Source organism: Granulicella sp. L46, assembly GCF_009765785.1.
Taxonomy (GTDB): Bacteria; Acidobacteriota; Terriglobia; order Terriglobales; family Acidobacteriaceae; genus Granulicella.
Genome location: NZ_LMUT01000016.1, coordinates 301504 through 325542, shown reverse-complemented (window position 1 = coordinate 325542; position 24039 = coordinate 301504). Strand labels below are relative to the sequence as shown.

20 protein-coding genes are annotated in these 24039 nt (G+C 61.1%); 14 read left to right on the top strand and 6 right to left on the bottom strand.

What is annotated here, in order from left to right:
- Positions 1–82 precede the first annotated feature (82 nt).
- Together proC and GSQ80_RS18335 are read left to right on the top strand one after the other, a co-directional pair.
- Complete coding sequence (gene proC, locus GSQ80_RS18340; RefSeq protein WP_158789104.1) at positions 83–922, top strand: pyrroline-5-carboxylate reductase; 840 nt, start codon at positions 83–85, stop codon at positions 920–922.
- A gap of 56 nt (positions 923–978) precedes the next feature.
- The gene (locus GSQ80_RS18335) at positions 979–1929 is read left to right on the top strand and encodes a heme A synthase (RefSeq protein ID WP_158789103.1); all 951 of its coding nucleotides are present in this window, start codon (positions 979–981) and stop codon (positions 1927–1929) included.
- On the opposite strand, the gene GSQ80_RS18330 is transcribed toward GSQ80_RS18335, so the two are convergent.
- Positions 1922–2281 (bottom strand): hypothetical protein, encoded by a 360-nt coding sequence (locus GSQ80_RS18330; RefSeq protein ID WP_216850428.1) that lies wholly within the window; start codon positions 2279–2281, stop codon positions 1922–1924. The genes GSQ80_RS18335 and GSQ80_RS18330 overlap by 8 nt on opposite strands.
- Before the next feature lie 296 nt (positions 2282–2577).
- On the opposite strand from GSQ80_RS18330, the gene fucP reads away from it, so the two are divergent.
- The 5 genes from fucP (at position 2578) to GSQ80_RS18305 (ending at position 9640) form a co-directional block, all read left to right on the top strand.
- A complete protein-coding gene (gene fucP / locus GSQ80_RS18325) occupies positions 2578–3906 on the top strand; it encodes an L-fucose:H+ symporter permease (protein WP_158789102.1) in 1329 nt (442 codons plus the stop codon).
- Positions 3907–4028: 122 nt separating this feature from the next.
- Positions 4029–5441 carry an L-fucose/L-arabinose isomerase family protein gene (locus tag GSQ80_RS18320; RefSeq protein WP_158789101.1) on the top strand — a complete coding sequence of 471 codons (1413 nt, stop codon included), beginning with the start codon at positions 4029–4031 and terminating at the stop codon, positions 5439–5441.
- Between the two features lie 83 nt (positions 5442–5524).
- A complete protein-coding gene (ppk1, locus tag GSQ80_RS18315; RefSeq protein WP_158789100.1) occupies positions 5525–7792 on the top strand; it encodes a polyphosphate kinase 1 in 2268 nt (755 codons plus the stop codon).
- Positions 7793–7881: 89 nt separating this feature from the next.
- The gene (pdxS, locus tag GSQ80_RS18310) at positions 7882–8838 is read left to right on the top strand and encodes a pyridoxal 5'-phosphate synthase lyase subunit PdxS (RefSeq protein ID WP_158789099.1); all 957 of its coding nucleotides are present in this window, start codon (positions 7882–7884) and stop codon (positions 8836–8838) included.
- A gap of 109 nt (positions 8839–8947) precedes the next feature.
- A complete protein-coding gene (locus GSQ80_RS18305) occupies positions 8948–9640 on the top strand; it encodes a lipid-binding SYLF domain-containing protein (RefSeq protein ID WP_158789098.1) in 693 nt (230 codons plus the stop codon).
- 75 nt (positions 9641–9715) lie between these two features.
- On the opposite strand, the gene GSQ80_RS18300 is transcribed toward GSQ80_RS18305, so the two are convergent.
- Complete coding sequence (locus GSQ80_RS18300; RefSeq protein WP_254059753.1) at positions 9716–10519, bottom strand: SDR family NAD(P)-dependent oxidoreductase; 804 nt, start codon at positions 10517–10519, stop codon at positions 9716–9718.
- A 44-nt stretch (positions 10520–10563) separates the two neighbouring features.
- On the opposite strand from GSQ80_RS18300, the gene pdxT reads away from it, so the two are divergent.
- The 5 genes from pdxT to GSQ80_RS18275 all read left to right on the top strand — a co-directional run bounded on the left by pdxT (position 10564) and on the right by GSQ80_RS18275 (position 14774).
- Positions 10564–11151 (top strand): pyridoxal 5'-phosphate synthase glutaminase subunit PdxT, encoded by a 588-nt coding sequence (gene pdxT, locus GSQ80_RS18295; RefSeq protein WP_158789097.1) that lies wholly within the window; start codon positions 10564–10566, stop codon positions 11149–11151.
- A 118-nt stretch (positions 11152–11269) separates the two neighbouring features.
- The gene (locus GSQ80_RS18290) at positions 11270–12025 is read left to right on the top strand and encodes a cupredoxin domain-containing protein (RefSeq protein ID WP_158789096.1); all 756 of its coding nucleotides are present in this window, start codon (positions 11270–11272) and stop codon (positions 12023–12025) included.
- Complete coding sequence (locus tag GSQ80_RS18285) at positions 12022–13818, top strand: cbb3-type cytochrome c oxidase subunit I (RefSeq protein WP_158789095.1); 1797 nt, start codon at positions 12022–12024, stop codon at positions 13816–13818. Before GSQ80_RS18290 ends, GSQ80_RS18285 begins: the two co-directional genes overlap by 4 nt.
- A 39-nt stretch (positions 13819–13857) precedes the next feature.
- The gene (locus GSQ80_RS18280) at positions 13858–14622 is read left to right on the top strand and encodes a cytochrome c oxidase subunit 3 (RefSeq protein WP_158789094.1); all 765 of its coding nucleotides are present in this window, start codon (positions 13858–13860) and stop codon (positions 14620–14622) included.
- The gene (locus GSQ80_RS18275) at positions 14619–14774 is read left to right on the top strand and encodes a copper resistance protein CopC (protein ID WP_158789093.1); all 156 of its coding nucleotides are present in this window, start codon (positions 14619–14621) and stop codon (positions 14772–14774) included. Before GSQ80_RS18280 ends, GSQ80_RS18275 begins: the two co-directional genes overlap by 4 nt.
- Positions 14775–14966: 192 nt before the next feature.
- On the opposite strand, the gene GSQ80_RS18270 is transcribed toward GSQ80_RS18275, so the two are convergent.
- The 3 genes from GSQ80_RS18270 to GSQ80_RS18260 all read right to left on the bottom strand — a co-directional run bounded on the left by GSQ80_RS18270 (position 14967) and on the right by GSQ80_RS18260 (position 19691).
- The gene (locus GSQ80_RS18270; protein WP_158789092.1) at positions 14967–17621 is read right to left on the bottom strand and encodes a M14 metallopeptidase family protein; all 2655 of its coding nucleotides are present in this window, start codon (positions 17619–17621) and stop codon (positions 14967–14969) included.
- A 137-nt stretch (positions 17622–17758) separates the two neighbouring features.
- A complete protein-coding gene (locus GSQ80_RS18265; RefSeq protein WP_158789091.1) occupies positions 17759–18580 on the bottom strand; it encodes a class I SAM-dependent methyltransferase in 822 nt (273 codons plus the stop codon).
- A 19-nt stretch (positions 18581–18599) separates the two neighbouring features.
- Positions 18600–19691 (bottom strand): alcohol dehydrogenase catalytic domain-containing protein, encoded by a 1092-nt coding sequence (locus GSQ80_RS18260; RefSeq protein WP_158789090.1) that lies wholly within the window; start codon positions 19689–19691, stop codon positions 18600–18602.
- 114 nt (positions 19692–19805) lie between these two features.
- Between GSQ80_RS18260 and GSQ80_RS18255 the strand changes: the two genes are divergently transcribed.
- A complete protein-coding gene (locus GSQ80_RS18255; protein WP_158789089.1) occupies positions 19806–21503 on the top strand; it encodes a GMC oxidoreductase in 1698 nt (565 codons plus the stop codon).
- 166 nt (positions 21504–21669) lie between these two features.
- On the opposite strand, the gene GSQ80_RS18250 is transcribed toward GSQ80_RS18255, so the two are convergent.
- Positions 21670–22353, bottom strand: a complete 684-nt coding sequence (locus GSQ80_RS18250; RefSeq protein ID WP_158789088.1) for a phosphorylase — start codon at positions 22351–22353, stop codon at positions 21670–21672.
- Positions 22354–22520: 167 nt separating this feature from the next.
- Here GSQ80_RS18250 and GSQ80_RS18245 point away from each other — a divergent pair, with 167 nt between their 5' ends.
- Positions 22521–24023 (top strand): glycosyl hydrolase family 39, encoded by a 1503-nt coding sequence (locus GSQ80_RS18245; RefSeq protein WP_158789087.1) that lies wholly within the window; start codon positions 22521–22523, stop codon positions 24021–24023.
- The last annotated feature ends 16 nt before the right edge of the window (positions 24024–24039 follow it).

Here is a 24039-nt window from a genome sequence, read left to right as displayed (position 1 = left end):
TCTCGCAAATCGCTGTTGTCCCACCAGATGTCCTCTCACATTTGGCAAGCCGCCCGCATCCCGGCTTTGATAGCCTTGCTGCATGACCTCCAAGCAATCATCGGAGTCCGCTTCCCGCCTCCACATCGCAGTCCTCGGAGCCGGCAAGATGGGCGGCATCCTGGTTCAGGCATTTCTGCGCTCTGGCCTCTTTCCCCGCGAGCACGTAGCCGCCACCGTCGCTCACGAGTCCCGCGCCACTACACTCAGCAAACAGTTTGGTATCACGGTCACCACCGACAATCTCAAGGCCGCCAAAGAAGCGGATATCATCCTGCTCGGCGTCAAGCCACAGCAGATGGAGGACGTCGTCAGCGGAATCGCTCCCGCACTTCGCCCCGGCAAGCTGCTAATCTCCTTCGCCGCCTCGGTCAAGACCAGCGCTATCGAAGAAGCCGCCAAATGCAAGATCTCAGTCATTCGCGCCATGCCGAATACGCCCGCGATGGTTGGCGCCGGCATCACAGCAATCGCTCGCGGCAACTTCGTCACCGATCAGCAGCTCGCACTCGCCGAACAGATCTTCGCCACCGTCGGCCGCACCGTTATCGTCGATGAGAAACACATGGACGCCGTCACCGGCCTCTCCGGCTCTGGCCCGGCATTCCTCTACATCATCATCGAGGCCCTCGCCGAAGCCGGCGTCAACGTGGGTCTGCCCCGCGACATCGCCACCCTGCTCGCTGCCCAAACCACCTACGGCGCCGCCAAGATGGTGCTCGAAACCGGCTCGCACCCCGCGCTGCTCAAGGACGAAGTCACCACCCCTGCCGGCTGCACCGTCGAAGGCATTCTGGAACTCGAAGAAGGTGGCCTGCGCGTCACGCTCATCAAGGCCGTTAAGCGAGCAACAGCGCGCGCGAGAGAGCTCGCCAGAAGCTAGTCGCCACACCCGTATACCGCACACGCCTGTGCCCGTTCACTCGTACAATCGATCCCATGAGCAGCACGGTGGTTCCGATCTCGACCCGCACCCAAAACAGCCGTTCCCGCGCGCTCCCGCAGTATGCAGCAGTGGTCGTCGGGTTCATGGTGCTTGTCATCCTTGAGGGTGCACTGGTACGAGCCACCGGATCAGGAGCCGGCTGTGGAAACCACTGGCCCCTTTGCAACGGCGACTTCTTCCCCCACCATCCCCGCCTCGCCACGGTTATCGAGTACACCCACCGCTCCATGACCGGCCTCTGCACAACGCTCGTAGCTATCCTCATCGGCTGGACTTTTCTCGCACGCCCCAGCGGCGACCGCGCACGCCGCGCCGTCATCTGGTCCGGCATCCTGCTGATCACCGAAGCGCTCCTCGGAGCCCTCCTCGTCAAAGGCGGCTATGTCGAGAGCAACGCCTCCAACATGCGCGTTGTCATGCAATGCATCCACTTCACCAACACGATGCTCCTGTTGGCCGTCATCACGCTCACCTGGTGGTGGCTTCGGGACCGTCCCCAGCCATCCGCGAACCTAGGCTCCCACGCCCGCATGGTCGCCTGGATCTCAGTCATGGCGACTCTCTTCGTCGGCGCCACCGGCTCCGTAGCTGCGCTCGCCGACACACTCTTTCCACCCACCTCCCTGCAAGCCGCCTTCCTGCAGGACTTCGCCGCACACTCACCTCTAATGGTTCGCATGCGCTGGCTGCACCCCGCAAGCGCGGTCATTGCTCTAAGCTGCGCCATTTGGATCGCCCTGCAACTTCGCAGCAAACTCGGCCAGCTGGTCGTAGGCCTCGTCGGCATGCAACTCCTGTTGGGCGCGGCCGACGTGCTTCTGCTCGCGCCCACTTGGCTGCAGGTGCTTCACCTTCTGGGCGCAGACCTGTACTGGATCGCTCTCGTAGTCGCATGCGCAACCGTCCTCGCACCCGCACAGACGGTGCCTCCCGCTACTACGTAGCCGGGTTTCCATCCACCTTGTGCACGACCTTCTTGGTCCCATTGGCCGTCTTGTGATATCCCTCTTTGCTCACGTCGGCCGTCTTGTGCGCCGCCACCTTGGTACCGTGCGCCGTATCGTGCGCGGCCACCTTGGTCCCATGTTCCGTATCGTGAGCCGCGACCTTGGTGCCGTGGGCCGTGTCGTGCGCTGCGACCTTGGTCCCATGAACCGTCTTATGAGCCACTGTCTTGCTGGCGTGGGCCGTGTCGTGACCCGCATCCTTCATATCCTGACCAACGGTTTGCGCCTGCGCAGCCCCGAGCGAGAGCAGTCCCGCAAGTGCCATTCCTGAAACGATCAGCTTTTTCATCGACTTCTCCATATGTTGCGACGATCTATGCATAGGATGCGTTCTACCCCGGCTGAGGGTAAATCCCGCGGGAGACAACCCTGCCACCACAGAGCCAAGCCTCGCAAAAGCTTATTAATACGCTTTAATTCAAGCTCTTCCCAATCGTCATTGCCGGATGGTAGATTCTTATGGCGTTACTGTATGATGATCCCCGACTTACAGTAAACGATTTCTGGCTCGCAACAATCGGGAAATACCGTCTGCGACCCAAATCCCTGGCGCGTGGCAGCTGTAACAGGAGAAAAGAAAGAGCAATGGCGATAAGTCCGGCAACTACAACCGTACGGCCCTCGACGCCGCTTCCGGGTTCCACCAACTACAGCGCCATGGCAATGGTCACCACTCTGTTTTTCACCTGGGGCTTCTGCACTGTGCTGAACGATGCGGTCATTCCTCACCTGCAATCCATTTTCCAATTGAGCTATCTGCAGGCCTCGCTGATTCAGCTAGCCTTCTTCAGCTCTTACTTTGTCTTTGCGCTTCCTGCTGGCAAGTTGGTAGAGAAGGTCGGATACAAAGCGACGATGGTGATCGGTCTCGGGTTGATGTGCCTCGGTGCGCTTCTGTTCGTTCCGGCAGCCACAGCCGCAACCTATTCTTTCTTCCTCGTAGCTGAAGTGGTTTTGGCAGCGGGCGTCACGCTCCTGCAGGTCGCGGCAAATCCTTACGTCACCATTCTCGGTCCTCCCGAAACAGCGTCGAGTCGCCTGAACCTCACCCAGGCCTTCAATACGCTCGGAGACACGGTAGCACCCTACGTCGGCGGTGCCCTCATCCTCGGTAAGATCGCAACCCTGCCTCAGGCGGGCAAACTGCAGGGAGCAGCCCTGCAGGCCTACCGCACGCACCAGGCATCCAGCATCAAGCTTCCCTTCATCGCAATTGCAAGCGCCACGCTAATCCTGGCGCTAGCCATCGCGTTCTACAAGTTTCCCCGTCTTGAAGTAACACAGGATTTCCGGCCGGGCGGCTTGGACCTCGAGAAGGACAGCATTTGGAACCACCGTCATCTCTACCTCGGCGCGATTGCGATCTTCATCTACGTCGGAGCCGAAGTATCGATCGGTAGCTTCCTCGTAAAATACTTCGCGGACCCCAATATCCTTGGCATTTCGTTGGAGAACGGTGCAAAGCTCGTTACCCTCTACTGGGGTGGGATGATGGTTGGCCGCTTCATCGGCTCGGCAGCTATGCGCCGGATCGCTGCGAACAAGATATTGATGTGGGCTGGCTTCGGTGCAGCCATCCTGGTTGGTGGGTCGTTATTTGGCCACGGCCACTTTGCCGCAATCACCATTCTGTCGGTCGGACTTTTCAACTCCATCATGTTCCCGACAATCTTTACGCTGGCTGTCGCAGAGTTGGGCCCGCTCACAGGACGTGGCTCAGGTTTGCTTGTGCAGGCGATCGTTGGCGGCGCTGTGTTTCCCATGTTGATGGGCTACCTCGCTGATCATTACGGAATTCACCATTCGCTCCTGATGCCGCTCTTGTGCTACTTCTTCATCGCCTATTACGGATGGAAGGGCTACAAAATAACCCCGAACGAAATGCGCTCCCATATTGAAGTAGCTCCAGCTTAGGTTTCGCTTTCGTACTATCGCCAACATTCCACCACCACCCGTTACCGGTCGCGGCCGGATGACATCAACAAAGCTTAAGCCATAAAACGTGAGCAAAGCTCAGCCATACAGAGGAGAACGAGATGGGCCGTCAAATGACTATGGGCGTCGTCGTAGGCAATCGTGGATTTTTTCCCAGCCACCTTGCCACCAGCGGACGTTTGGAGATGATTGCAGCGCTTGAAGCAGTGGGGATCAAACCCATCGTGCTCACCCCGGAACAGACCGCGCACGGGGCTGTCGAAACTTATGAAGATGCCAAGAAGTGCGCCGAACTCTTCAAGCGGCACGCGAAGGAAATTGATGGCATCATCATCACCCTCCCCAACTTCGGCGAAGAACGCGGCCTAGCCGACGCTCTCCGACTCGCCAACCTCAACGTCCCCGTCCTCATCCAGGCCACCCCCGACACACCCGGCAAAATGGGCATCGCTTTCCGTCGTGATTCCTTCTGCGGCAAGATGTCCATCTGCAACAACCTCAAGCAGTACGGCATCCCCTACTCCCTCACCACCCTGCATACCGAAGCTCCCGACTCCAACGAATTCAAAGCAGACCTCCAGTGGTTCGCGGCCGTCTGCCGGATCGTGCGCGGCCTGCGCAACGTTCGCTTCGGCGCCATCGGCGCGCGCCCCACAGCCTTCAACACCGTCCGCTACTCTGAGAAGCTCCTCGAGCGTTCCGGCATCACCGTCGAGACCCTCGACCTCTCCGAAGTCATGGGCCGCATCGAAAAATCCAAAGACAACGACGACGCTGTCCAGGCCAAGCTCGCCGCCATCAAGAAGTACATTCCCATCGGCGACACCCCAGAAGCTGCCCTCATGAAGATGGCCAAGCTAGGCGCCGTGATCGACGGCTGGATGGCAGCCTCTGAGCTCACCGTCTCCGCCGTCCAGTGTTGGACCTCAATCGAAGAGTATCTCGGCATCGTTCCCTGCACCGTCATGTCGATGATGAGCGAGCAGCTCATCCCCTCGGCCTGCGAAGTCGACGTACTCGGAACCCTATCCATGTACGCCCTCACGCTCGCCAGCGAGACACCTTCCGCGCTCCTCGACTGGAACAACAACTACGGCGACAACCCTGACAAGGCCGTCTGCTTCCACTGTTCAAACCTGCCCAAGCACTTCTTCCGCGAAGGCGTGAAGATGGACTACCAACTCATCATCGCTGGCACCGTCGGGAAGGAAAACACGCACGGCACCCTCGACGGCACTGTAAAAGCCGGCGCGATGAGCTTCGCACGCTTCTCCACCGACGACTTCACCGGCAAGATCACCGGCTACGTCGGCCAAGGCGCCTTCACCGACGACCCCCTCAACACCTTCGGCGGTGCCGGCGTCGTCGAAATCCCCAACATGCAAAAGCTCCTCCGCTACATCTGCGAGAACGGCTTCGAGCACCACGTGGCCGCCAACTTTGCAACCGTCGCCAGTCCCGTCTACGAGGCTGCCTCCAACTACCTGGGCTGGAAGATGCATCAGCACGCATAACACTGCTTCTAACGTTACAAAATCAGGGCTGTGCGGGAAATTTACATTATCCCGAGCAGCCCTGATTTAGTCTCGTAAGACGCATGGCCGTCCGGAAACAAACCGCACCGACTAAGGCTCCTTCCCGTACCGCGCCCCGCCGCTCCGTCAAAGCTCCCCCGGCACCGCCCGGAGGCAGACTCATCGATCGCGACGAGAGCTGGCTCCAGTTCAACAGCCGCGTCCTGGAGGAAGCAGACGACGCCTCCAACCCACTGCTCGAGCGCGTCAAGTTTCTCGCCATCACTGCCAGCAACCTCGATGAGTTCGTCGAGATCCGCGTAGCCGGTGTCCTGCAGCGGCTGGAAGAAGGCCTCAACCTTCCCCATCACGTTGATGCTGGCGGACTGACCCAGAATGAGCGCATGCAGCGCGTCCGCGATCGCCTCCACCAGTTCAACAACGATCAGGCTTCCTGCTGGAACGATCGCCTCGTTCCCGAGCTCAAGCGCGCCGGCATCTCCGTCCTCGCCTGGAAGCAGCTCCGCAAACCCGATCGCGAGTTTGTCATCAAATTCTTCCAGGAGCAGGTCGACCCGCTCCTCACCCCCGTTACCCTCGACCCCTCTCACCCCTTTCCCCGCGTCCTGAACAAGGCTCTCTGCCTCGCGGTCCTGCTACGCCACAAACGCAAACTCAAGTCCGGCACTAGCCCAAAGATCCTCGGCGTCATCACGATCCCGCGCTCGTTACCTTCCCTCATCGCCCTTCCCGAGCACAAAGGTCAGCGAAACTTCCTTCTCCTCGAAGAACTCATCGAAGCCCACATCGATACCATGTTCCGCGGCTACAGCATCCTCAACCGCACAGCCTTCCGCGTCACTCGCAACAGCAATCTCTACATGCAGGAAGAAGAGGCGCGCTCCCTGCTCGAAACCGTTGCCGAGGAGTTGCACAATCGCCGCAAAGGCGACGCCGTCCGCATGGAAATCGACGCCTTTGCCTCTGAAGAGATCGCCGAACGCCTCCGCATCAACTTCGAGCTCGAGCCCTGGCAGGTCTTCCGTACCTCCGCGCCCATCAACCTTTCCCGCCTCATGAGCCTCTATAGCGCAGCCAAGCTGCCCGCGCTCAAGTTTACCGAGTTTCATGGCCGCCGCCTCCACCTCGATCAATCCACCAAGCCGCCAACGAACATCTTCGCTGCACTCCGCAATGAAGACATCCTCCTCCATCATCCCTTCGACAGCTACAGCACGGTTGAAGACTTCATCGCCTCCGCCGCTGCGGACGACAATGTCATCTCCATCAAGCAAACCCTCTACCGCACCAGCGCCGACTCCACCATCTTCAGCGCCCTCAAAGCCGCCGCCGAAACGAAGGACGTCACCGTCGTAGTCGAGCTCATGGCGCGCTTCGACGAAGCCTCCAACATCCGCTGGGCACGCGAACTCGAAGACGCCGGAGTGCAGGTCTTCCACGGCATCTTCGGCTTCAAGACCCACTGCAAGCTCGCGCTCATCGTGCGCCGCGACTCCGACGGCATCGTCCGCAGCTACGCGCATCTCGGCACCGGGAATTACAACCCGGTCACGTCGCGCTTCTACACCGACATCAGCCTTCTTACCGCGCGCCCCGAACTCACCGACGCCGTCCTCCGCGTCTTCCGCTATCTCACCGCCGATTGGGAAGCAGGCCCCAATGCCTACCGCCCTCTGCTTGTCGCGCCCGTCACGCTCCACAGCGACCTGCTCGCCCTCATCGCTCGCGAGGCCGAACACGCCTTGACCGGAAAACCTGCGCGCATCATCGCCAAGATGAATGGGCTACTCGACGTTCCTACAATTGACGCCCTTTACTCCGCCTCCCAAGCCGGCGTAGAAATCGACCTCATCGTCCGCGGCATGTGCGCCCTCCGCCCTGGCATTCCTGGCCTCAGCGACCACATCCGCGTGCGCTCCATCATCGGTCGTTTCCTCGAGCACAGCCGCATCTTCTTCTTCGCCAACGGCGGCCCCGACGATGGCGGCCAATCCGAAATGTTCTGCGGCAGCGCCGACTGGATGACGCGCAATCTCTACGAGCGCTGTGAGGTCGTCTTCCCAATGGTTGATCCAGCCCTGAAACGTCGCCTGCGCGAAGAGATCCTCGACTGTTATCTCCGCGACAACCTCAAGGCCCGCCTCATGACCCCCGACGGCTCATACGAACGAGCGCCCAAGTCCGTCCCGGCCCTCAGTGCCCAGCAATATCTCATGGAGCTTTCGCGCTCCCCCGAAAAGCGGCTCACCCGCGACAAAACTGCGGTCGTCGAAAGTACCCCGGCGGAAGAAGCAGAAAGCGTCCTGTCCAAGGAACAATCCGGCCTCTGACCCGGGATCAAACCACGTGGCCGGCTCCTCGAACTGCTAAACTTGAACAGTAGCGGCGTGGCCAAACTCCCACGCCAAAGGAGTACATCATGGCAAACCAGGGAAACGGCACACACAACGGCAACGGCGCAGGACTCCGTCTCAAGACCGGTCTTGCCGAGATGCTCAAAGGTGGCGTCATCATGGACGTCATGAGCGTCGCGCAGGCTCGCATCGCCGAAGAAGCCGGTGCCGTCGCTGTCATGGCCCTCGAGCGCGTTCCCGCCATGATCCGTGCCCAGGGCGGCGTCGCCCGCATGGCCTCCCCCAAGCTCATCAAGGAAATCATGGCCGTCGCGACCATCCCGGTCATGGCCAAGGCCCGCATCGGCCACTTCGCCGAAGCCCAGGTCCTCCAATCCCTCGGCGTCGACTTCATCGATGAGTCCGAAGTCCTAACCCCCGCCGATGAGGTCTACCACATCGACAAGCACGCCTTCACCACCCCCTTCGTCTGCGGCGCGCGCAACCTCGGCGAAGCTCTTCGCCGCATCGCTGAAGGCGCTGCCATGATTCGCACCAAGGGCGAGCCCGGCACCGGCGACGTAGTCCACGCCGTTCAGCACATGCGCCAGATTACCCGCGAGATCAAGGCCCTCACCGTTCTCGGTGACGAAGAGCTCTACAACGCCGCCAAGATTCACGGCGCGCCCTACGAGCTCATCCGCATGGTAGCCAAGGCCGGCAAGCTTCCCGTCCCCAATTTCTCCGCCGGCGGCATTGCCACGCCGGCCGACGCCTCTCTCATGATGCAGCTCGGCGCCGAAACCATCTTCGTCGGCTCTGGCATCTTCATGAAGGAAGGCGCCATCCCGCTCGACATCGAAGACAACGCCAACGAGCGCGCCGAGGCCATCTCACGAGCCCGCGCGATCGTCCTCGCAACCCTGCACTATGACGACCCGAAGATCGTCTCCGAAGCCTCCGAGGCCATTATCGGCAGCATGAAGGGCCTCGCCGCCGCTGCCATCGAAGAGAAGGACCTCATGCAGACCCGCGGCTGGTAACTTCTTCAAATTGAGCGAGGCAACTGAATAGCGGAACAACTCACCTCCCTTGAGAGGCATCGCAGTATGTGTTGCTATATGCGCTACACTCTGTCTCAAAAGGATCGACATGAGAAAACTGCTGCCTTTAGTCCTGCTTTCCGCCTTCATCAGCTCCAACGCCTATGCCGCTGACCAAGCCAAACTCGATGCGCGCATCGACGCAGCCCATGCAGTTCTGCACGAACTTATGGACACCCCCGATCACGGCCTTCCCGATAGCGTGGCCTCGCATGCTACCTGCGTCGTAGTCGTTCCCAGCTTCAAGAAGGGTGCCTTCGTCGTCGGCGCTGAATACGGCCAGGGTGTCGTCACCTGCCGCACTGGCCACGGCTGGAGCGCTCCTGCCTTCGTCCAACTCACCGGCGCCAGCTTCGGCTTCCAGGCCGGCGGCCAGGCTACCGACCTCGTTCTCGTGGCCGTTACCCACGCGGGTGCACAGCGTCTCCTGCATGACAAGATCAAACTGGGCGCAGATGTCTCCGTAGCCGCCGGCCCCGTCGGTCGGGACTCTCAGGCCTCCACCACTGAACTAGCCAACGCGGGCTTCCTCACCTACTCCCGTAACAAGGGCCTCTTCGCCGGCGTCGACCTCAATGGCGACGTGGTCAACCAAAACCTCAACGACACCCAAACCTATTACGGCCGGGATATCTCCTACGAGAAAATCCTCTCCGGTGGCGTTCCCACACCTCCGGGCGCCGTACACTTCGTTCGCACCGTCAACCAGCTCTTCCACGCACACGCACGCAATACCAAGTAATCTCTCCATCGAATCTGCAAGACGAAGGCCCGGCCACCCTCAGATGGCCGGGCATTTTCACGCCTCGTCCTTGCCTCAGACCCATCCACCATCCACCACGTAACTTTGATTCGTAATTGCGGAACTATCATCGGCCGCAAGAAACAACACCAGCCGCGCAACTTCCTCCGGCAGAATCATCCGCTTCAACGATTGGTGCGCCAGCACCTGTCGCACATAATCCTCGGTCAGCCACAATTGCTTCTGGCGCTCGGTAAGTATCGCCCCCGGCATCACGCAATTCACCCGCACCTCGTCCTCGCCAAACTCGTGCGCCAGCGCCCGTGTCATCCCCACAATCGCCGACTTCGCCGTTACATAAACCGGAACATTCTTGGAAGGGATCACCCACGCAATCGATCCCATGTTGATGATCGATCCGCGTCTCGCCTGTCGCATCGATGGCGCCACCGCCTGCGCCATAAAAAACTGCTGCTTCAAATTAATCGCCATCCCCTCATCCCACGACTCCGGCGTCACCGAATCCACCGGATGCCGAGCATCATTGCCCGCATTGTTCACCAATACATCCACCCGCCCCAACCGCTCCACCACCTCATCCACCGTCCGTTCCAAAGCAACAAAGTCCGTCACATCGCAACGAAAATATACCGGCGCGCGCAACCCGGCATCGATCAGCCGCCCCACCAGCCTCTTCGCCTCTTCCTCCTGAATATCAAAAAACGCCACCTGCGCCTGCTGCCGCGCAAACGCCTCCACGATCGCCGCTCCGATCCCACTCGCTCCGCCTGTCACCACCACCACTCGACCTTCCAGGCTCGGATACACAGCTGCTTTGCTCATTGCACTCATCGCAGCATTATCGCTTACGCTCTGCATTCACGTCTCCCGTCCCACCCCGCGCAATGAACTAAAATCAAACTGTGGATCCCAAAACCCCAGCCATCGGCGTCCTCGCTCTACAGGGCGCATTCGACGTCCACGCCCGCCGTCTCGCAGCCCTCGGAGCTATCACCACCCTCGTTCGCAAGCCAGGCCAGCTCGACACCCTCGACGCCCTCGTCATCCCCGGCGGCGAGTCCACCACCTTCCTCAAACATCTCGAGCGCGCCGGCTTCTACGACACCCTCAACGCCTTCGTTCACATCAAACCCGTCTTCGGCACCTGCGCCGGCTGCATCCTCCTCGCCAAAGAAGTGTCCAACCCGCATCAACCCTCCTTCGGCGTACTCGACATCGCAGTCGAGCGCAACGCCTACGGCCGCCAGAACGACTCTGCCATCCTCACCTCCGAAACCACCCTCGCCGGCGGCCCCCTCGAGATGGTCTTCATCCGCGCCCCCCGCATCACCCGCACCGGCCCCAATGTCCGGAGCCTCGCCACGCGCGACGGCTCTCCTACCCTCATACGCCAGGGCCGCCTGCTCGCCGCAACCTTCCACCCCGAACTCACCGAAGACACCCGCGTCCACCAGCTCTTCCTGGACCTCGTCCGCGAAGAAATGAAATAGCGGTTTCGTGCGTTCATCATCTACTTTTTTTGAATTGTCATCCTTCGCCGCAGGCAGAGGATCCGCTGTTTGCCCGGTGCGCCACAATCTCCGCACGCCGCACTCTACAATCAAATCCATGGAGGCACCGCCAACCCACGGCTTCTGGAACCTGCCCGTCGACGCCGCCGCCCACGGCCACGCGCTCGACACCCATCTCCTCCTCAATCTCTGGATCGCGCTTGCCCTCCTGGCCCTCGCGCACCTAATCCTTCTCCTCGGCATAGCGATCCGCAAGCGCACGCCCCGCCCCTACCACCAGCTCTTCATCGAGTACCTCCCACTAGCCGCCCTCACGCTTCTCTTCGCCTTCCTCGCCCTCCGCGCCCAGCAACTCTGGGCCGCCCAGCGCTACACCGGCGCCGACCTCTCCGCCATGCAGGTCGAAGTCACCGGCCAACAGTTCGTCTGGTACTTCCGCTATCCTGGCCCGGACGCCGCCTTCGGACGCACCAATCTCTCCCTCGTCGCTCCAGCCGAAGTCAATCCCCTCGGCATCGACCCCACCGACACCTACGGCCGGGACGACATCGTCACCAGCCAACTCGTCCTCCCCGCCAACCGCGAAGTAGACCTAACCCTCCGCGCCCAGGATGTCATCCACGGCTTCGCCATCCCTGAGATGCGCATTAAGCAGAACGCCATCCCCGGCCAGACCACCCACATCCACTTCACACCCGAAATCCCCGGCGACTACGCCATCTTATGCACCCAGGTCTGCGGCATGGGCCACTACCGCATGCTCGCCACCCTCCGCGTCCTCCCGCCCGCCGTCTTCAACACTTGGCTGCACACCCAAGAGGCCCTCCAGGCTAAAGATAAGGCCCAGCCATGAGTATCCCCACCACTCCGGGAACTCCCCCGAATCAGGGTGCCCCATCTTCGCGCGGCTTTATCGCGCTAAGGTGGGCCAGACGAGCCCCTCGCGCGATCTTCTCCACCGACCACCGCATCATCGGCTTCGGCTACCTCGTCATCTCCCTCATCGCCGTCATCCTCGGCTCCCTACTCTCACTCGTCATGCGCATGCACCTGGCCTGGCCCAGCTGGCAGCTGCCTCTCCACGGCCCCATCCTCCCCGAAGAGTACCTAGCCCTCGTCACCATGCACGGCACCCTGATGCTCTTCTTCGTCCTGACCGTTGCGCCGCAATCCGGTTTCGGCAACCTTATCCTCCCCGCGCAGCTCGGCACCCGCCACATGGCCTTCCCGCGCCTCAACGCCCTCGGCCTCTACCTAACCGCACTCGCCCTCATCATCCTCGTCGCCGCCTTTTTCGTTCCTGGAGGCGCCCCCATCGGCGGCTGGACAGCCTACCCGCCCCTCTCCTCCACGCCACTCGCCGGCCCCGGCGAAGGCCTAGGCATGGATCTCTGGCTAGCCAGCATCGCTCTCTTCGCCGTCGCCACCACCCTCAGCTCCATCAACATGCTCACCACCATCACCAAGCTCCGTTGCGAAGGCCTCACCTGGGAACGCCTCCCGCTCACCGTCTGGGGATGGTTCACCGCCGCCATCCTCAGCATCATCGCCTTCTCCGTCCTGCTCGCCGCCATCCTTCTCCTCTTCTGCGATCGACACCTCCACAGCGGCTTCTTCCTCCCCGCACAAGACCTCATCAGCGGCGTCCTCCTGCAGCATCGCGGCGACGGCAGTCCCCTCCTCTGGCTCCATCTCTTCTGGTTCTTCGGCCATCCCGAGGTCTACATCGCCATCCTCCCCGGCATGGGCCTCACCTCGATGGTCATCGCCAACTTCAGCCGCCGCCGAGTCTTCGCCTACCGCCTCATGATCGCGACCACCCTCCTCATCGGCTTCCTCGGAATCATCGTCTGGGGACACCACATGTTCGTAGCCGGCCTCAATCCCTTCGCCGGCACTGCTTTTAGCATCTCCACCATCGCGATCGCCATCCCCGCCGCCGCAAAAGTCTTCAGCTGGCTGGCCACCACCTGGGGATCGCGCCCCCGCCTCACCACCCCCATGCTCTTCGCGCTCGGCTTCGTTTCCCTCTTCATCACCGGCGGCCTCACCGGCCCCATCCTCGCTCAGCCCATCCTCGACGAGTACCTCCACAACACCTTCTTCGTCGTCGCCCACTTCCACCTCATCATGGCCATGGCCGGCGTCTTCGGCCTCTTCTGCGCCACCTACTACTGGGCGCCGCTACTCTTCCACCGCACCCTCTCCGAACCTCTAGGCAAACTCCACTTCTGGACGACCCTCCTCGGCGCCTACTCCACCTTCCTCCCGATGCACTTCACTGGCCTCGCCGCCGAACCCCGCCATTACTCTCAGCTCACTGGCATCGCCGGCCCCAGCGCAACCCTCCTTCAATCCACGCTCCCTCTGCAGCGACACATCACGGCCTCTGCCATCTTCTTACTCTGCGCGCAGTTACCCTTCTTTCTAAATCTTCTCCTTGCATGGCGACGACCTGCCAACGATCCCGCCGACGCCAATCCCTGGCACGCGACCACCATGGAGTGGGCACCCAACGCCCTCAATCCGCATCCAAATGACGAGCCGTCCATCGTCTACCGCGGCCCCAGCCACTACACCGACTCCGGCAAGGAGTTTTCACCTCAATGGAGCCCCGTCAACACATTTAACACCGAAGCAGAGTAAAGTATTCTGACAACGTCGTCCGACAGGGGCATCCAGGCCATGCCGTCCACCATCACACCGCCGGAGATCGATCGCCATCGCATCAGCGACGGCAACAATGGACACCGCCCGCCTACCGACAAGCGCACCGGCGGCAACGGTGAGGGCGATGGCGACAACTGGAACAACCGCCCGCGCGGCCATCGCGGCCCCCACGAACGCATCTCCCAGGCCCGCATCGGCCTCTTCTTCGCCCTCGGCGGCGACCTCATGTTCTTCGTCGCCCTCATCAGCGTCTTCTTCGTCACCAAGGCCAGCGGCCACTTCGACGCCTACGACCACTTCATCAACTCCTGGCTTCCTACCGCCATCCCTTCCATCCTCTGGCTCAACACCATCGCCCTCCTGCTAAGCTCCGTCACCGCTGAGATCGCACGCCGCGCCATGTTCCGTGAAGTCGACGCCATGGACGAGTGGTTCGGTCTCGGCCGCCCCGTCTCCTACCGCGCCGCCATCTGGCTCTCAGCCACCCTCGCGCTCGGCCTGCTATTCCTCGCCGGCCAATGGGTGGCATGGGATCAGCTCGCCGCCCAGCACGTCTTCTTTCGCTCCAATCCCAGCAGCCACTTCTTCTACCTCATCACCATCACCCATGCCGTGCATCTTTTCCTCGGCATCGTCGGCCTTATCGTAGCTCTGGCCGCGCTAAAGTTCTCCAGATCCCTCGCCACCCGCCAGGTCTGGGTCGACACCACCGTCTGGTACTGGCATGTCATGGGAGCCCTCTGGATCTTCCTCTTCCTCCTGCTAGAGTTTGGGCAATGACCATCCTGCAAGGCTGCGCTCAATGCCTCGACAGCACGCGCGCGACTCCTCCCACCGTACAAGCTGCCTACCGGCACGCCATCATCCTGCTCGCCAGCGCCGGTGCGACCCTCTTCATCGCCGGAACGCTGCTCCTCCGCCGTCAGCGTTAGCCATCACGCTCCCACATTCATCCCCCACCAATAAGCAGTCAGCTAGTGTGGAAAGTCTAAAGTTCATCGCAATCGCTAAGGGCCACAGGCCCGCTCCATCACAGCCTGGGGCGCAGCCCCAGGATCAAGTGAATCCAATGTAAGAGGGCTGAAAGCCCGGCCTATACGGCAACGAACTTTAGAGTTAGGGCCCTAATACTCGTCAGGTTCCTCCACCGTCGCCTTCGCCGTCGCCGCCACGTGCTCCGGCGCCGGCGCAGCTGGTACCTTCACCACCGGCAACTCCGGCTGATCAAACAAATACAACGCATTGAACAGATACCGATACGTTCCATGAGCCTGCCCACGAAACTCTGGCTTGAATCCATACAGCACGATCCGCCCCTTCCCATACTGCAACTCAACCGCCGCCGCTTTATCCTCAATCGCCTCAGGATGCAGCAGCAACCCACTCTCCAGCGGATTCGTTCCCTTCGCATACTTCGCCAGTATCGCGCCCTGGAATCCCGCCTCCGGCACAAACGCCGGCCCCCGTTGGAACATCACCACCGGCGCCTCCGGCACACCAAAGTTCACCGGCAACTCCGCGCTCTGTTGCTCCACCCTCAGCAGCGCTCCCGAGCAGAAGAACTTGTCACTCTTCACGCCCTCCAGCACATCCTTCAGCGGCAACGACATCAGCGGGATCAAGTTCGCCGCCGTCCGGTTCGACGCTACCAGCATCCCTCCCTCGCGCACAAACGCCCGCAGGTTATCCACCCCATCCGGACCAATGCCGCCGGCATATTGACCCGGCACCATCCCCACATGGAACCCCTCCATCAACTGGTCCCGAGACATATCCGGCAACACAATCACGTCATACCGGGCATGCAATTCCGACGAGCGCATGTCCGCGTTGTAAATACTCTTCGGCTCAAACCCATAGTTCTCCAAAATCCAACGCGTCCATCCCTCATCGATCGAAGGCGCCCAGGGCCGATACAGTCCTACCCGCGCCTTCTTGATCGCGATCACGTTTCCCGGTTCCGCTGTCAACGCCGCCACGCTCACGCCATACTTCTTCGCCACGCCGTCCATCGCGCCGCGCCCCAGCCCGCGAATCACAAACGCGCCACGTTCCTTACCCTCCGGCGTAGCAATCGCATCCTTCGACATCGCCACCGAGCCGCCCTGCTTCAGCACCTCATTCACCACCGCATACGACGCGTTCGGCCGCCGGCTGATCACAAACACATCCCCGCCGCCCGCAATCTCCGCCGCGGGAACCTTGGCGTCCTCAACCGGCTCCATCAGCCCAAGCTGCTGAGTCGTCAGCGGATCACTTACCGTATCCACTGCCACACCCATCTGCAGCGGCAGCGTCCATCCCGTTACGTCATACGGCAGGTCAACCGCCTTCGACGTCCCCAGCTCAATCTCATCCGGATACCTCTGCCGCTCAAACAACTCCTTCACCAATCCCGAAAACGGCTGGTCCATCGGAATCACCCACGACCCCACCGGATACGTCACGCCATTGGCGGCAAATCCCGTCTTCGTCGCATACACCTTGAGCCCGTTCTCAATCATCTTCTGCGCAAGCAGCCCAGCCTCAGGAGTATCCGCCTGCTTGTCGCTGATCACATAAGCAAACGGCCCTTCCTTCTTGTAGTGCGCAATGTTGTCCCGCGCCGCCTGGTAGCGATTGAACAGCAGCGTTTCATGATTCTTCGCCGCCAAATCCAGCACCGACATCGATCCGCCGATCATGTAGTTCACCGCGTCCCCGATCCGCCACCATCCGCCTTCCCACGGCTCCGAGTACATCGACAGCGCCCGCAGATCCTGCGTCTCCTTCGGAAATTCATTCACGGTATAAAACCGCGGGGTCGCATAGCGGTACAACCCCGTCTCCGTAAAGAAAGAAATCTCGTTACGAAACACATGCACCCAGTCATTGAACCCCGCATACCAGTTATCAAACCGCGTCTCCGAGATCGCACCCGGCATCTGGTGAGCATCCAGGTACGCCGTCATATTCGTCCCCACCACATTCAGCCAGCTCCTCACATACGGACTGATGTTGCTGGAAATCGGATCCGCAAACGGAGGAATCCATATCCGCGCAGGAAACGGTGCCGTCTGGTGTTGGCAGTAAAAAATCTCCGGGCTCCAATCCAGCTCGGCCTTCACCAGCACCTGCGACTCCTTCATATTCAGCATGTAGCCGTCGCGATTGTTATCGTGCCCCACATAATCCTGGTACAGCCAGGGCATCGGTGCGACCTCATATTTCGTCCCCACATTCTGCCGATACCAGTGCGTCACCATGTCCTGCCCATCAGGATTCAACGTAGGCCACAACACCAAAATCACGTTGTCGAGAATCGCATCCACCTCGGGATCGTTCTTCGCCGAAAGCAGCTTGTAAGCCAGCATGATCGAGTGCTGGCCGCCCGCAACTTCATCCGAATGTAGGCCTCCATCAATGTGCACAATCACCTTGGAATCATGCGCCAACTGCCGCGCCTGCTCATCCGTCAAGTTGTCGGCAACAGCTAGCCGCCGCGCATTCTTCTTATACTCATCCAGCCGCGCCAAATTCGCTGGCGACGAGATCACCCCAATTTCTATCTCGCGCCCTTCCGTGGTCTTCCCGATCGAAAACATCTTCATCCGGTCCGTCGCCGCCGCCGCCGCATGAAAGTACCGAACCGCATCTTCATAGTCCGCGAGATAAAAATCATCGCCTGGCGTATGTCCCAGCACCGACACCGGCGTCGGCACCTGCGCCCTTGCTCCCGTAAACGCCACACTCACACAAGCAAAAAGAAATCCACACCACAACGATTTCGAAAACCGCATCAGCACTCCTCAGAAAGAGATGGGGCCCGCCTTCGGCAAACTGCCCGCAGGTTTCATCACAAGGTTGATTGGGAAATAAACTGCACTTACTGTAACAAGGTTCGAACCGTTCCGCGAAGGATCCCTTACTCCGGCCCCTAAGCTCTTGTAACCAGGCACCGAAACCACGCCCCCACAACATAGCGGCCATCCTCGCGCCGAAACGGCGCTAACGCCTTTTCCTGCGCAGCATCCACCGCCTCCACACTCGAGTGCTCAATTGCCCGCGCCGCAACCCCCGACGACCGTAGCCCGCGCATTGCCGTCGCAAAACCCTCATACACCCAAGGCGAGTCCACATCGAACATCTCCAGCGGTTCCAATCCAGCCGCTTCGGCAAACGAGCGCAGCGCCGCCTCATTCGACAACGCAAACGGCCCTGGAGCTCCCGGCGGCGGCTGCGGCAACAGCGGCCTAAGCGCCGCCAAAAGCGACGCGGCCTCCATCCCCTCAGGCTCTCCCCACGTCATCACCACCACTCGCCCACCCGGCTTCGCAACGCGCTTAGCTTCCATCAGAGCAGCCCCAGGATGCGCCGCATATTGAAATGAATTAAACCCCGTAACAACCTCAAACGTATCGTCCTCAAACGGCAGTTTCTCCAACTCGCCCACGCGGAAATCCCCCTCCGGAAGCCGCGCCCGCGCAATCTCCAGCAGCTTCTCCGCCGCATCCAGCCCTGACACCACCGCCCCACGCTCCGCGGCCGTATGCGCAGCCAACCCCGCGCCACATCCCACATCCAGGTACTTCGCACCAGCCATCAATCCAACGCGATCAAACGTCGCCCGATACACCGGCAAACACGTCTTCTCCTGAATCTCCGCCCAGTCCGCAGCAGCCGATCCCCACAGCCTCCCGTTGACCGCCGAAGTCGTCGCGCTCCCCTGTGTTCCCATGCAGCGGAGTATACCGCGCATCAACCTCAGCGCACACCACCTAAGGCTTCAGCACAATCTTCATCGAGTCCGCCTTCGGATGCGACGCCAAATCAATCGCCTCAGCCGCATCTCCCAGCGAAAACCGATGCGAGATCAGCTTCGTCAGATCCAGCTTGCCCGACCGGTACCCCTCAAACACCAGGTCAATCCCCTCCTGCTGAATCGCCACCGACGCCGAGTACGAACCCATCAGCGTCTTCTCATCCATACACACCGCCGCCGGATCGAACGCCGCCGTCCCATGCTGCGTGCTCGCAAACAACATCACGCGTCCACCTGGACGAATCGCCGCCATCGCCGTCGCAATCAACGCATCCGCGCCCACCGCCACCAGCGCCACATCCGCACCGCGCCCCTCGGTCACAGCCTTGCACGCTGCCACCACATCCCCGCGTGCATCCAGCGGATGATCCAACCCATACTGCGCAGCAATCGCATGCCGCTCGGGATACATATCCGAAGTCAACACCGTAGCCCCCGCCTGCCTCGCCAGCGCCGCCAGCAGAACCCCAATACTTCCCTGCCCAATCACCAGCACCGTATCGTCCGGCTCCAACTCCAGCAGCCGAATCGCCTTGAAGCAAGTATTCACCGGCTCGATAAACGCCGCCTGCTCAAACGGGATATCGTCCGGCACGCGAATCAACCCAGCCGGCGTAACCCCATCGCCAACAATCCAATCCATCACGCGAATGTACTGCGCAAACCCACCGCCCGCAGCCTCACCCAACCCCGCCGTCGTGCCAACCTTCTTGTACGTCTCGCACTGCGCGAACGTCTTCTTCCGGCAATAGAAACAATGCCCGCAAGGAATATGGTGGAAGGCCATCACCCGATCCCCCACCGCAAACCCCCGCACACCCTCGCCCACCTGCGCAATCGTCCCCGCCATCTCATGCCCAAACACCCGCGGCGCCGAGTGCGATCCCGTATGAATCTTCTTCAGATCCGTCCCGCAGATCCCACATGTATCGATCCGCACCAGTACTTCGCCTGCACCAATCTTCGGCACAGCAATCTCTTCAGTTTGAACATCATCAACGGCACGATAAACAGCAGCTTGCATAGTGCGAGGCAGGTTAGAAGACATATCACCTTAAGAATATCCCCTCACGACCGCGCGATTCGACCCCAGGCCTTTTCCGCCAGAACTTTCATCTTCACCCAGTTCCAATCCCCACCGCCAGCGTGCATCCTAGACACCATGGCGAATCCATACGACGCAATCATCATTGGCTCCGGCGCAGGCGGCGGAACTCTAGCCCTCCATCTAGCGCGCGCTGGCAAGCGCATCCTCATCCTCGAACGCGGCCCCTTCCTTCCCCAGGAAAAGCTCAACTGGGACACCTCCGCCGTCTTCCTCGAGAACCGCTACCACACCACCGAAACCTGGCACGACCAGGACGACAAGCCCCTCCACCCCCAGCAGGCTTATTACGTCGGCGGCCAGACCAAAGTCTACGGCGCCGCCCTCTTCCGCATGCGCGCTGAAGACTTTGGTGTAATCCAGCATCAAGGCGGCATCTCTCCCGCCTGGCCCATCACCTACGCCGACATGGAGCCTTATTACACCCGCGCCGAAGAACTCTTCCACGTTCACGGCGACCTCGGCACCGCGCCCTCAGTCCCCGGAGGCTTTGCAAGCTCCTACGATCCCACCGAGCCCTTCCACTCCAAGCCCTACCCCTACCCCGCCTTCTCCAACGAACCCCGCATGGCCGCGATCGAAGCCGACATCCGCAAGCTCGGCATCAACACCTTCCCGATCCCGCTAGGCCTCAAGCTCAACGAAGCCAACCCCGCGGCCAGCAAGTGCGTTCGCTGCGACACCTGCGACGGCTACCCCTGCCTCGTCCACGCCAAATCCGACGCCGACATCAACTGCATTCGCGAGATCATGAATCTCCCCAACGTGACGCTCCTCACCAACTCGCGCGTCCTCCGCCTGCTCACCAACGCGGCCGGCACCGCCATCACCGCCGTAGAAGTGCAGCACACCGACTCCTCCGCGCCCACCACCTACGAAGCCCACATCGTCGCGCTCTGCGCCGGCGCCGTCAACTCCTCCGTCGTCCTCCTCCAATCGGCGAACGACAAGCACCCCACCGGCCTGGCCAACGGCTCCGACCAGGTTGGCCGCAACTTCATGTACCACCAGGCCGACGCGCTCCTCGCCCTCTCCACCATCGACAACCACGACAGCTACACCAAGACCTGGGGCACCAACGACTTCTACTTCCGCGACACCGATCCCTCGTACCCATTCCCCCTCGGCCAGGTCCAGCCCGTCGGCAGCTTCCATCACGAGATGATGAAGGGCGATGCCCCACCCCTCACCCCCGGCTTCATCCTCGAAGGCATGAAGCGCCACGCCGTCCCCTGGTGGCTCACCACCGAAGACCTTCCCGACCCCAACAACCGCGTCACCCTCCGCAACGCCACACCCAGCAGTCTCGCGGCCACCCAGCCCGGCCCCGCCGGCCCCCACCCTGATTCGGGCGTCAGCCCCTCCAACCAATCCGCCGCCGTCACCCTCGCGCAGCCTGGCCACATCAAGCTCTCCTACACCCCCAATAACACGAAGAGCTTCGAGCGTTTGAAAGATCGCTGGGTCGGGATCCTCAAACAAGCCGGCCACGCCGACACCTCCATCCCCTTCCACGCCTACTTCAAAAAGCGCATTCCCCTCGAAGGCGTAGGCCACCAGAACGGCACCCTCCGCTTCGGCCACGACCCCGCTACTTCCGTCCTGGACATCCACTGCAAAGCCCACCAGCTCGATAACCTCTACGTAGTCGACGCCAGCTTCTTCGCCTCAGCCAGCGCCGTCAACCCCTCCCTCACCATCATCGCCAACGCTATCCGCGTAGCCGACCACCTCCTAGCCGAAGTCCTCACCTAGAGCAAACCCATAGTCGCCCTCTTCGAGCTTTTGCTTTTTTTCTGTCATTCCCTTTGGGAATCTGCTGTTCACTCGCCTAGCCATCAGTGAATCCTTCGAACGGGCACGGCTTCAGCCGTGCCATAAATAGCTACCCTGACAAGCCGGCTTTAACAGCTGAGGGAATCTAACCTTCGGCCAACACGCCTTTCAACACCGTCTCCAACTGAGCCAGCGCCTTCGCACTCCCACGCCCCAACTCGATCGCCTTCCCCCAAGTCCAAGGCCGCATCGCCGTATAAACCGCAAACGCCCCCGTCCGAAAGCTACCCCGCTCTCCCTCAAACTGCCCCAGCGAGCTCAACTCAAACCCATATCCATCCGACACTCCCTTGATCGCGCGAAACCCCACCCCCCTTGTCCGCGCCAACCGCGCCACGGTAGCCGCCTCCATATCCACCATCGCCGCCCCAAAGTTCTCCGCCAGCCGAGCCTTCTCCGCAACACTCGCAATCTCGCCTGCAGTCACCAGCGTCACCCCCGACTCCACGCTAGCAACAAATCTTTCACCCGTTCCCGCATCCACGACCACGCCAGCCTCCCTCACCGACCCAGCCTCCACGCCCGCCACACACCCTCCAGCCAGCCCCGTCGAAATCAGCATCCCCACACCCCCTATCGAAAGCGCAGCCTCCACCGCCACCGCCGCCCGCTCCGCCCCCATCCCCGCCGCCACCACAACCGCGCTCTCCACCCGATACAGCCACACCCCATCCTTCACCAATGCCGCATCCGCCGTGGTTCCCCCCACCAGCCTTGCAATCTCCCTCGGCAACGCAGCAATAATGGCAATCTTCGCGGTCACCGGCATCGATCCATCATACGAGTCACTCTCCAGCCCGATTTCCGCAGGTTGACAGTCGCGTTACAGAAGTGGATATTAGGCGTTGCACAATCGTTTGCGCATTGCTACTCAAACGATTGTTCCCGGACGCGATCTTGCCGGTTTTCCCCAACATTTCCAGGAGTCTGTACGGTATGCACCCTTGGCTTCGACTCGCTCTTCCGGCTCTGCTCTGTGCGTGGCCACTTTCCCCGACCATCCACGCCCAGACCCCGGAACGCGTCACGATCGACGCCCACGCCAACACCACTCCCTTCCCCCACTTCTGGGAACAGATCTTCGGCTCCGGCCGTGCCATCCTATCCCTCCGCGAGTCCTACCGCGACGACATCCGCTCCGTCCACAAGGTCGCCGACTTACGCTACGTCCGCTTCCACGCCATCCTCCACGACGAGGTCGGCGTCTACAACGAGGACGAGCACGGCAATCCCGTCTACAACTTCGCCTACGTCGACCAGATCTACGACGGCCTACTCGCCAACGGCGTTCGCCCGTTCGTAGAGATCAGCTTCATGCCCAAGAAGCTCGCCTTCAATCCCGACGCGCTCCACCCCTTCTGGTACAAGCAGAACGTCTCGCCCCCCAAAAGCATGCAGCGCTGGGACGACCTCATGACAGCCTTCGCCCAGCACCTCGTCGACCGCTACGGCATCGACGAAGTCTCCACCTGGTACTTCGAAGTCTGGAATGAACCCAACATCGATTTCTGGGGCGGTATCCCCCGCGACCTCTCCTACTACGAGCTTTACGATCACACCGCCCGCGACCTCAAGAAGATCAATCCCCGCATCCGTGTAGGTGGCCCCGCAACCGCCGCCGCCGCGTGGATCCCCGAGTTCCTCGCCCACACCTCTGCCAACCACGTTCCCGTAGACTTCGTCTCCACCCACGGCTACGCGGACGACTCCGTCCAGGACCTCTTCGGTACCACCGAAAACGTTCCGCAAGATGACCGCGTCTGCCGAGCCGTAGCCAAAGTTCGCCAGCAGATTGACGCATCCCCCACCCCCCACCTCCCTCTTTTCTGGACCGAGTGGAACGTCATCGGCGCAAACAACGCCCGCGACACCACCTATGTCGGCCCCGCCCTCGCCGACACCATCCGCGCCTGCGATGGCAACGTAACCGAGATGTCTTTCTGGACCTTCGATGACGTCTTCGAAGAAGGCGGTCCCATCCCGCAGCCCTTCGTCGGCGCCTTTGGCCTCATCGCCAAGGGCGGCATCTACAAGCCCAGCTACTATCAGTTCGGTCTCCTCCACCAGCTCGGCGACCGTCGCATCGCCAACGACGCTAAAAATCTCCTCGTCACCAAGGCCTCAGACGGCACCCTCATCATCGCCGCCTGGAACCTCGTCGATCCCGGCGACCAAGGCGGGCCGCAAGCCCTCGACCTCGCGCTCCGAGGTGTTTCCGCCAACGCCAGCGTCTCCATCCAGCGCGTCGATAACGACCACGGCAACGTCTTACCCAAATACGTCGCCATGGGCAGCCCCGTCGACCCCACTCCCGCGCAAGTCATTCAGCTCAACCAGGAAACAGCTCTGGGACCTCCAGTCCAAACCCAGTTGCACGACGGAAAGCTCACCCTGGAGTTGAGCCCCAACGCACTTCTACTCATCAAGGTCCGGCCATGAAACCCTCGAGGAACAC

Coding starts and splice junctions, on each gene's coding strand:
- fucP (WP_158789102.1), top strand. CDS start 2,578: ATGGCGATAAGTCCGGCAACTACAACCGTACGGCCCTCGACGCCGCTT.
- GSQ80_RS18300 (WP_254059753.1), bottom strand. CDS start 10,519: ATGCAGAGCGTAAGCGATAATGCTGCGATGAGTGCAATGAGCAAAGCA.
- GSQ80_RS18330 (WP_216850428.1), bottom strand. CDS start 2,281: ATGAAAAAGCTGATCGTTTCAGGAATGGCACTTGCGGGACTGCTCTCG.
- GSQ80_RS18245 (WP_158789087.1), top strand. CDS start 22,521: ATGCACCCTTGGCTTCGACTCGCTCTTCCGGCTCTGCTCTGTGCGTGG.
- GSQ80_RS18320 (WP_158789101.1), top strand. CDS start 4,029: ATGGGCCGTCAAATGACTATGGGCGTCGTCGTAGGCAATCGTGGATTT.
- GSQ80_RS18265 (WP_158789091.1), bottom strand. CDS start 18,580: ATGCGCGGTATACTCCGCTGCATGGGAACACAGGGGAGCGCGACGACT.
- GSQ80_RS18305 (WP_158789098.1), top strand. CDS start 8,948: ATGAGAAAACTGCTGCCTTTAGTCCTGCTTTCCGCCTTCATCAGCTCC.
- GSQ80_RS18250 (WP_158789088.1), bottom strand. CDS start 22,353: ATGCCGGTGACCGCGAAGATTGCCATTATTGCTGCGTTGCCGAGGGAG.
- GSQ80_RS18260 (WP_158789090.1), bottom strand. CDS start 19,691: ATGTCTTCTAACCTGCCTCGCACTATGCAAGCTGCTGTTTATCGTGCC.
- proC (WP_158789104.1), top strand. CDS start 83: ATGACCTCCAAGCAATCATCGGAGTCCGCTTCCCGCCTCCACATCGCA.
- pdxS (WP_158789099.1), top strand. CDS start 7,882: ATGGCAAACCAGGGAAACGGCACACACAACGGCAACGGCGCAGGACTC.
- ppk1 (WP_158789100.1), top strand. CDS start 5,525: ATGGCCGTCCGGAAACAAACCGCACCGACTAAGGCTCCTTCCCGTACC.
- GSQ80_RS18280 (WP_158789094.1), top strand. CDS start 13,858: ATGCCGTCCACCATCACACCGCCGGAGATCGATCGCCATCGCATCAGC.
- GSQ80_RS18285 (WP_158789095.1), top strand. CDS start 12,022: ATGAGTATCCCCACCACTCCGGGAACTCCCCCGAATCAGGGTGCCCCA.
- GSQ80_RS18255 (WP_158789089.1), top strand. CDS start 19,806: ATGGCGAATCCATACGACGCAATCATCATTGGCTCCGGCGCAGGCGGC.
- GSQ80_RS18290 (WP_158789096.1), top strand. CDS start 11,270: ATGGAGGCACCGCCAACCCACGGCTTCTGGAACCTGCCCGTCGACGCC.
- GSQ80_RS18275 (WP_158789093.1), top strand. CDS start 14,619: ATGACCATCCTGCAAGGCTGCGCTCAATGCCTCGACAGCACGCGCGCG.
- GSQ80_RS18335 (WP_158789103.1), top strand. CDS start 979: ATGAGCAGCACGGTGGTTCCGATCTCGACCCGCACCCAAAACAGCCGT.
- GSQ80_RS18270 (WP_158789092.1), bottom strand. CDS start 17,621: ATGCGGTTTTCGAAATCGTTGTGGTGTGGATTTCTTTTTGCTTGTGTG.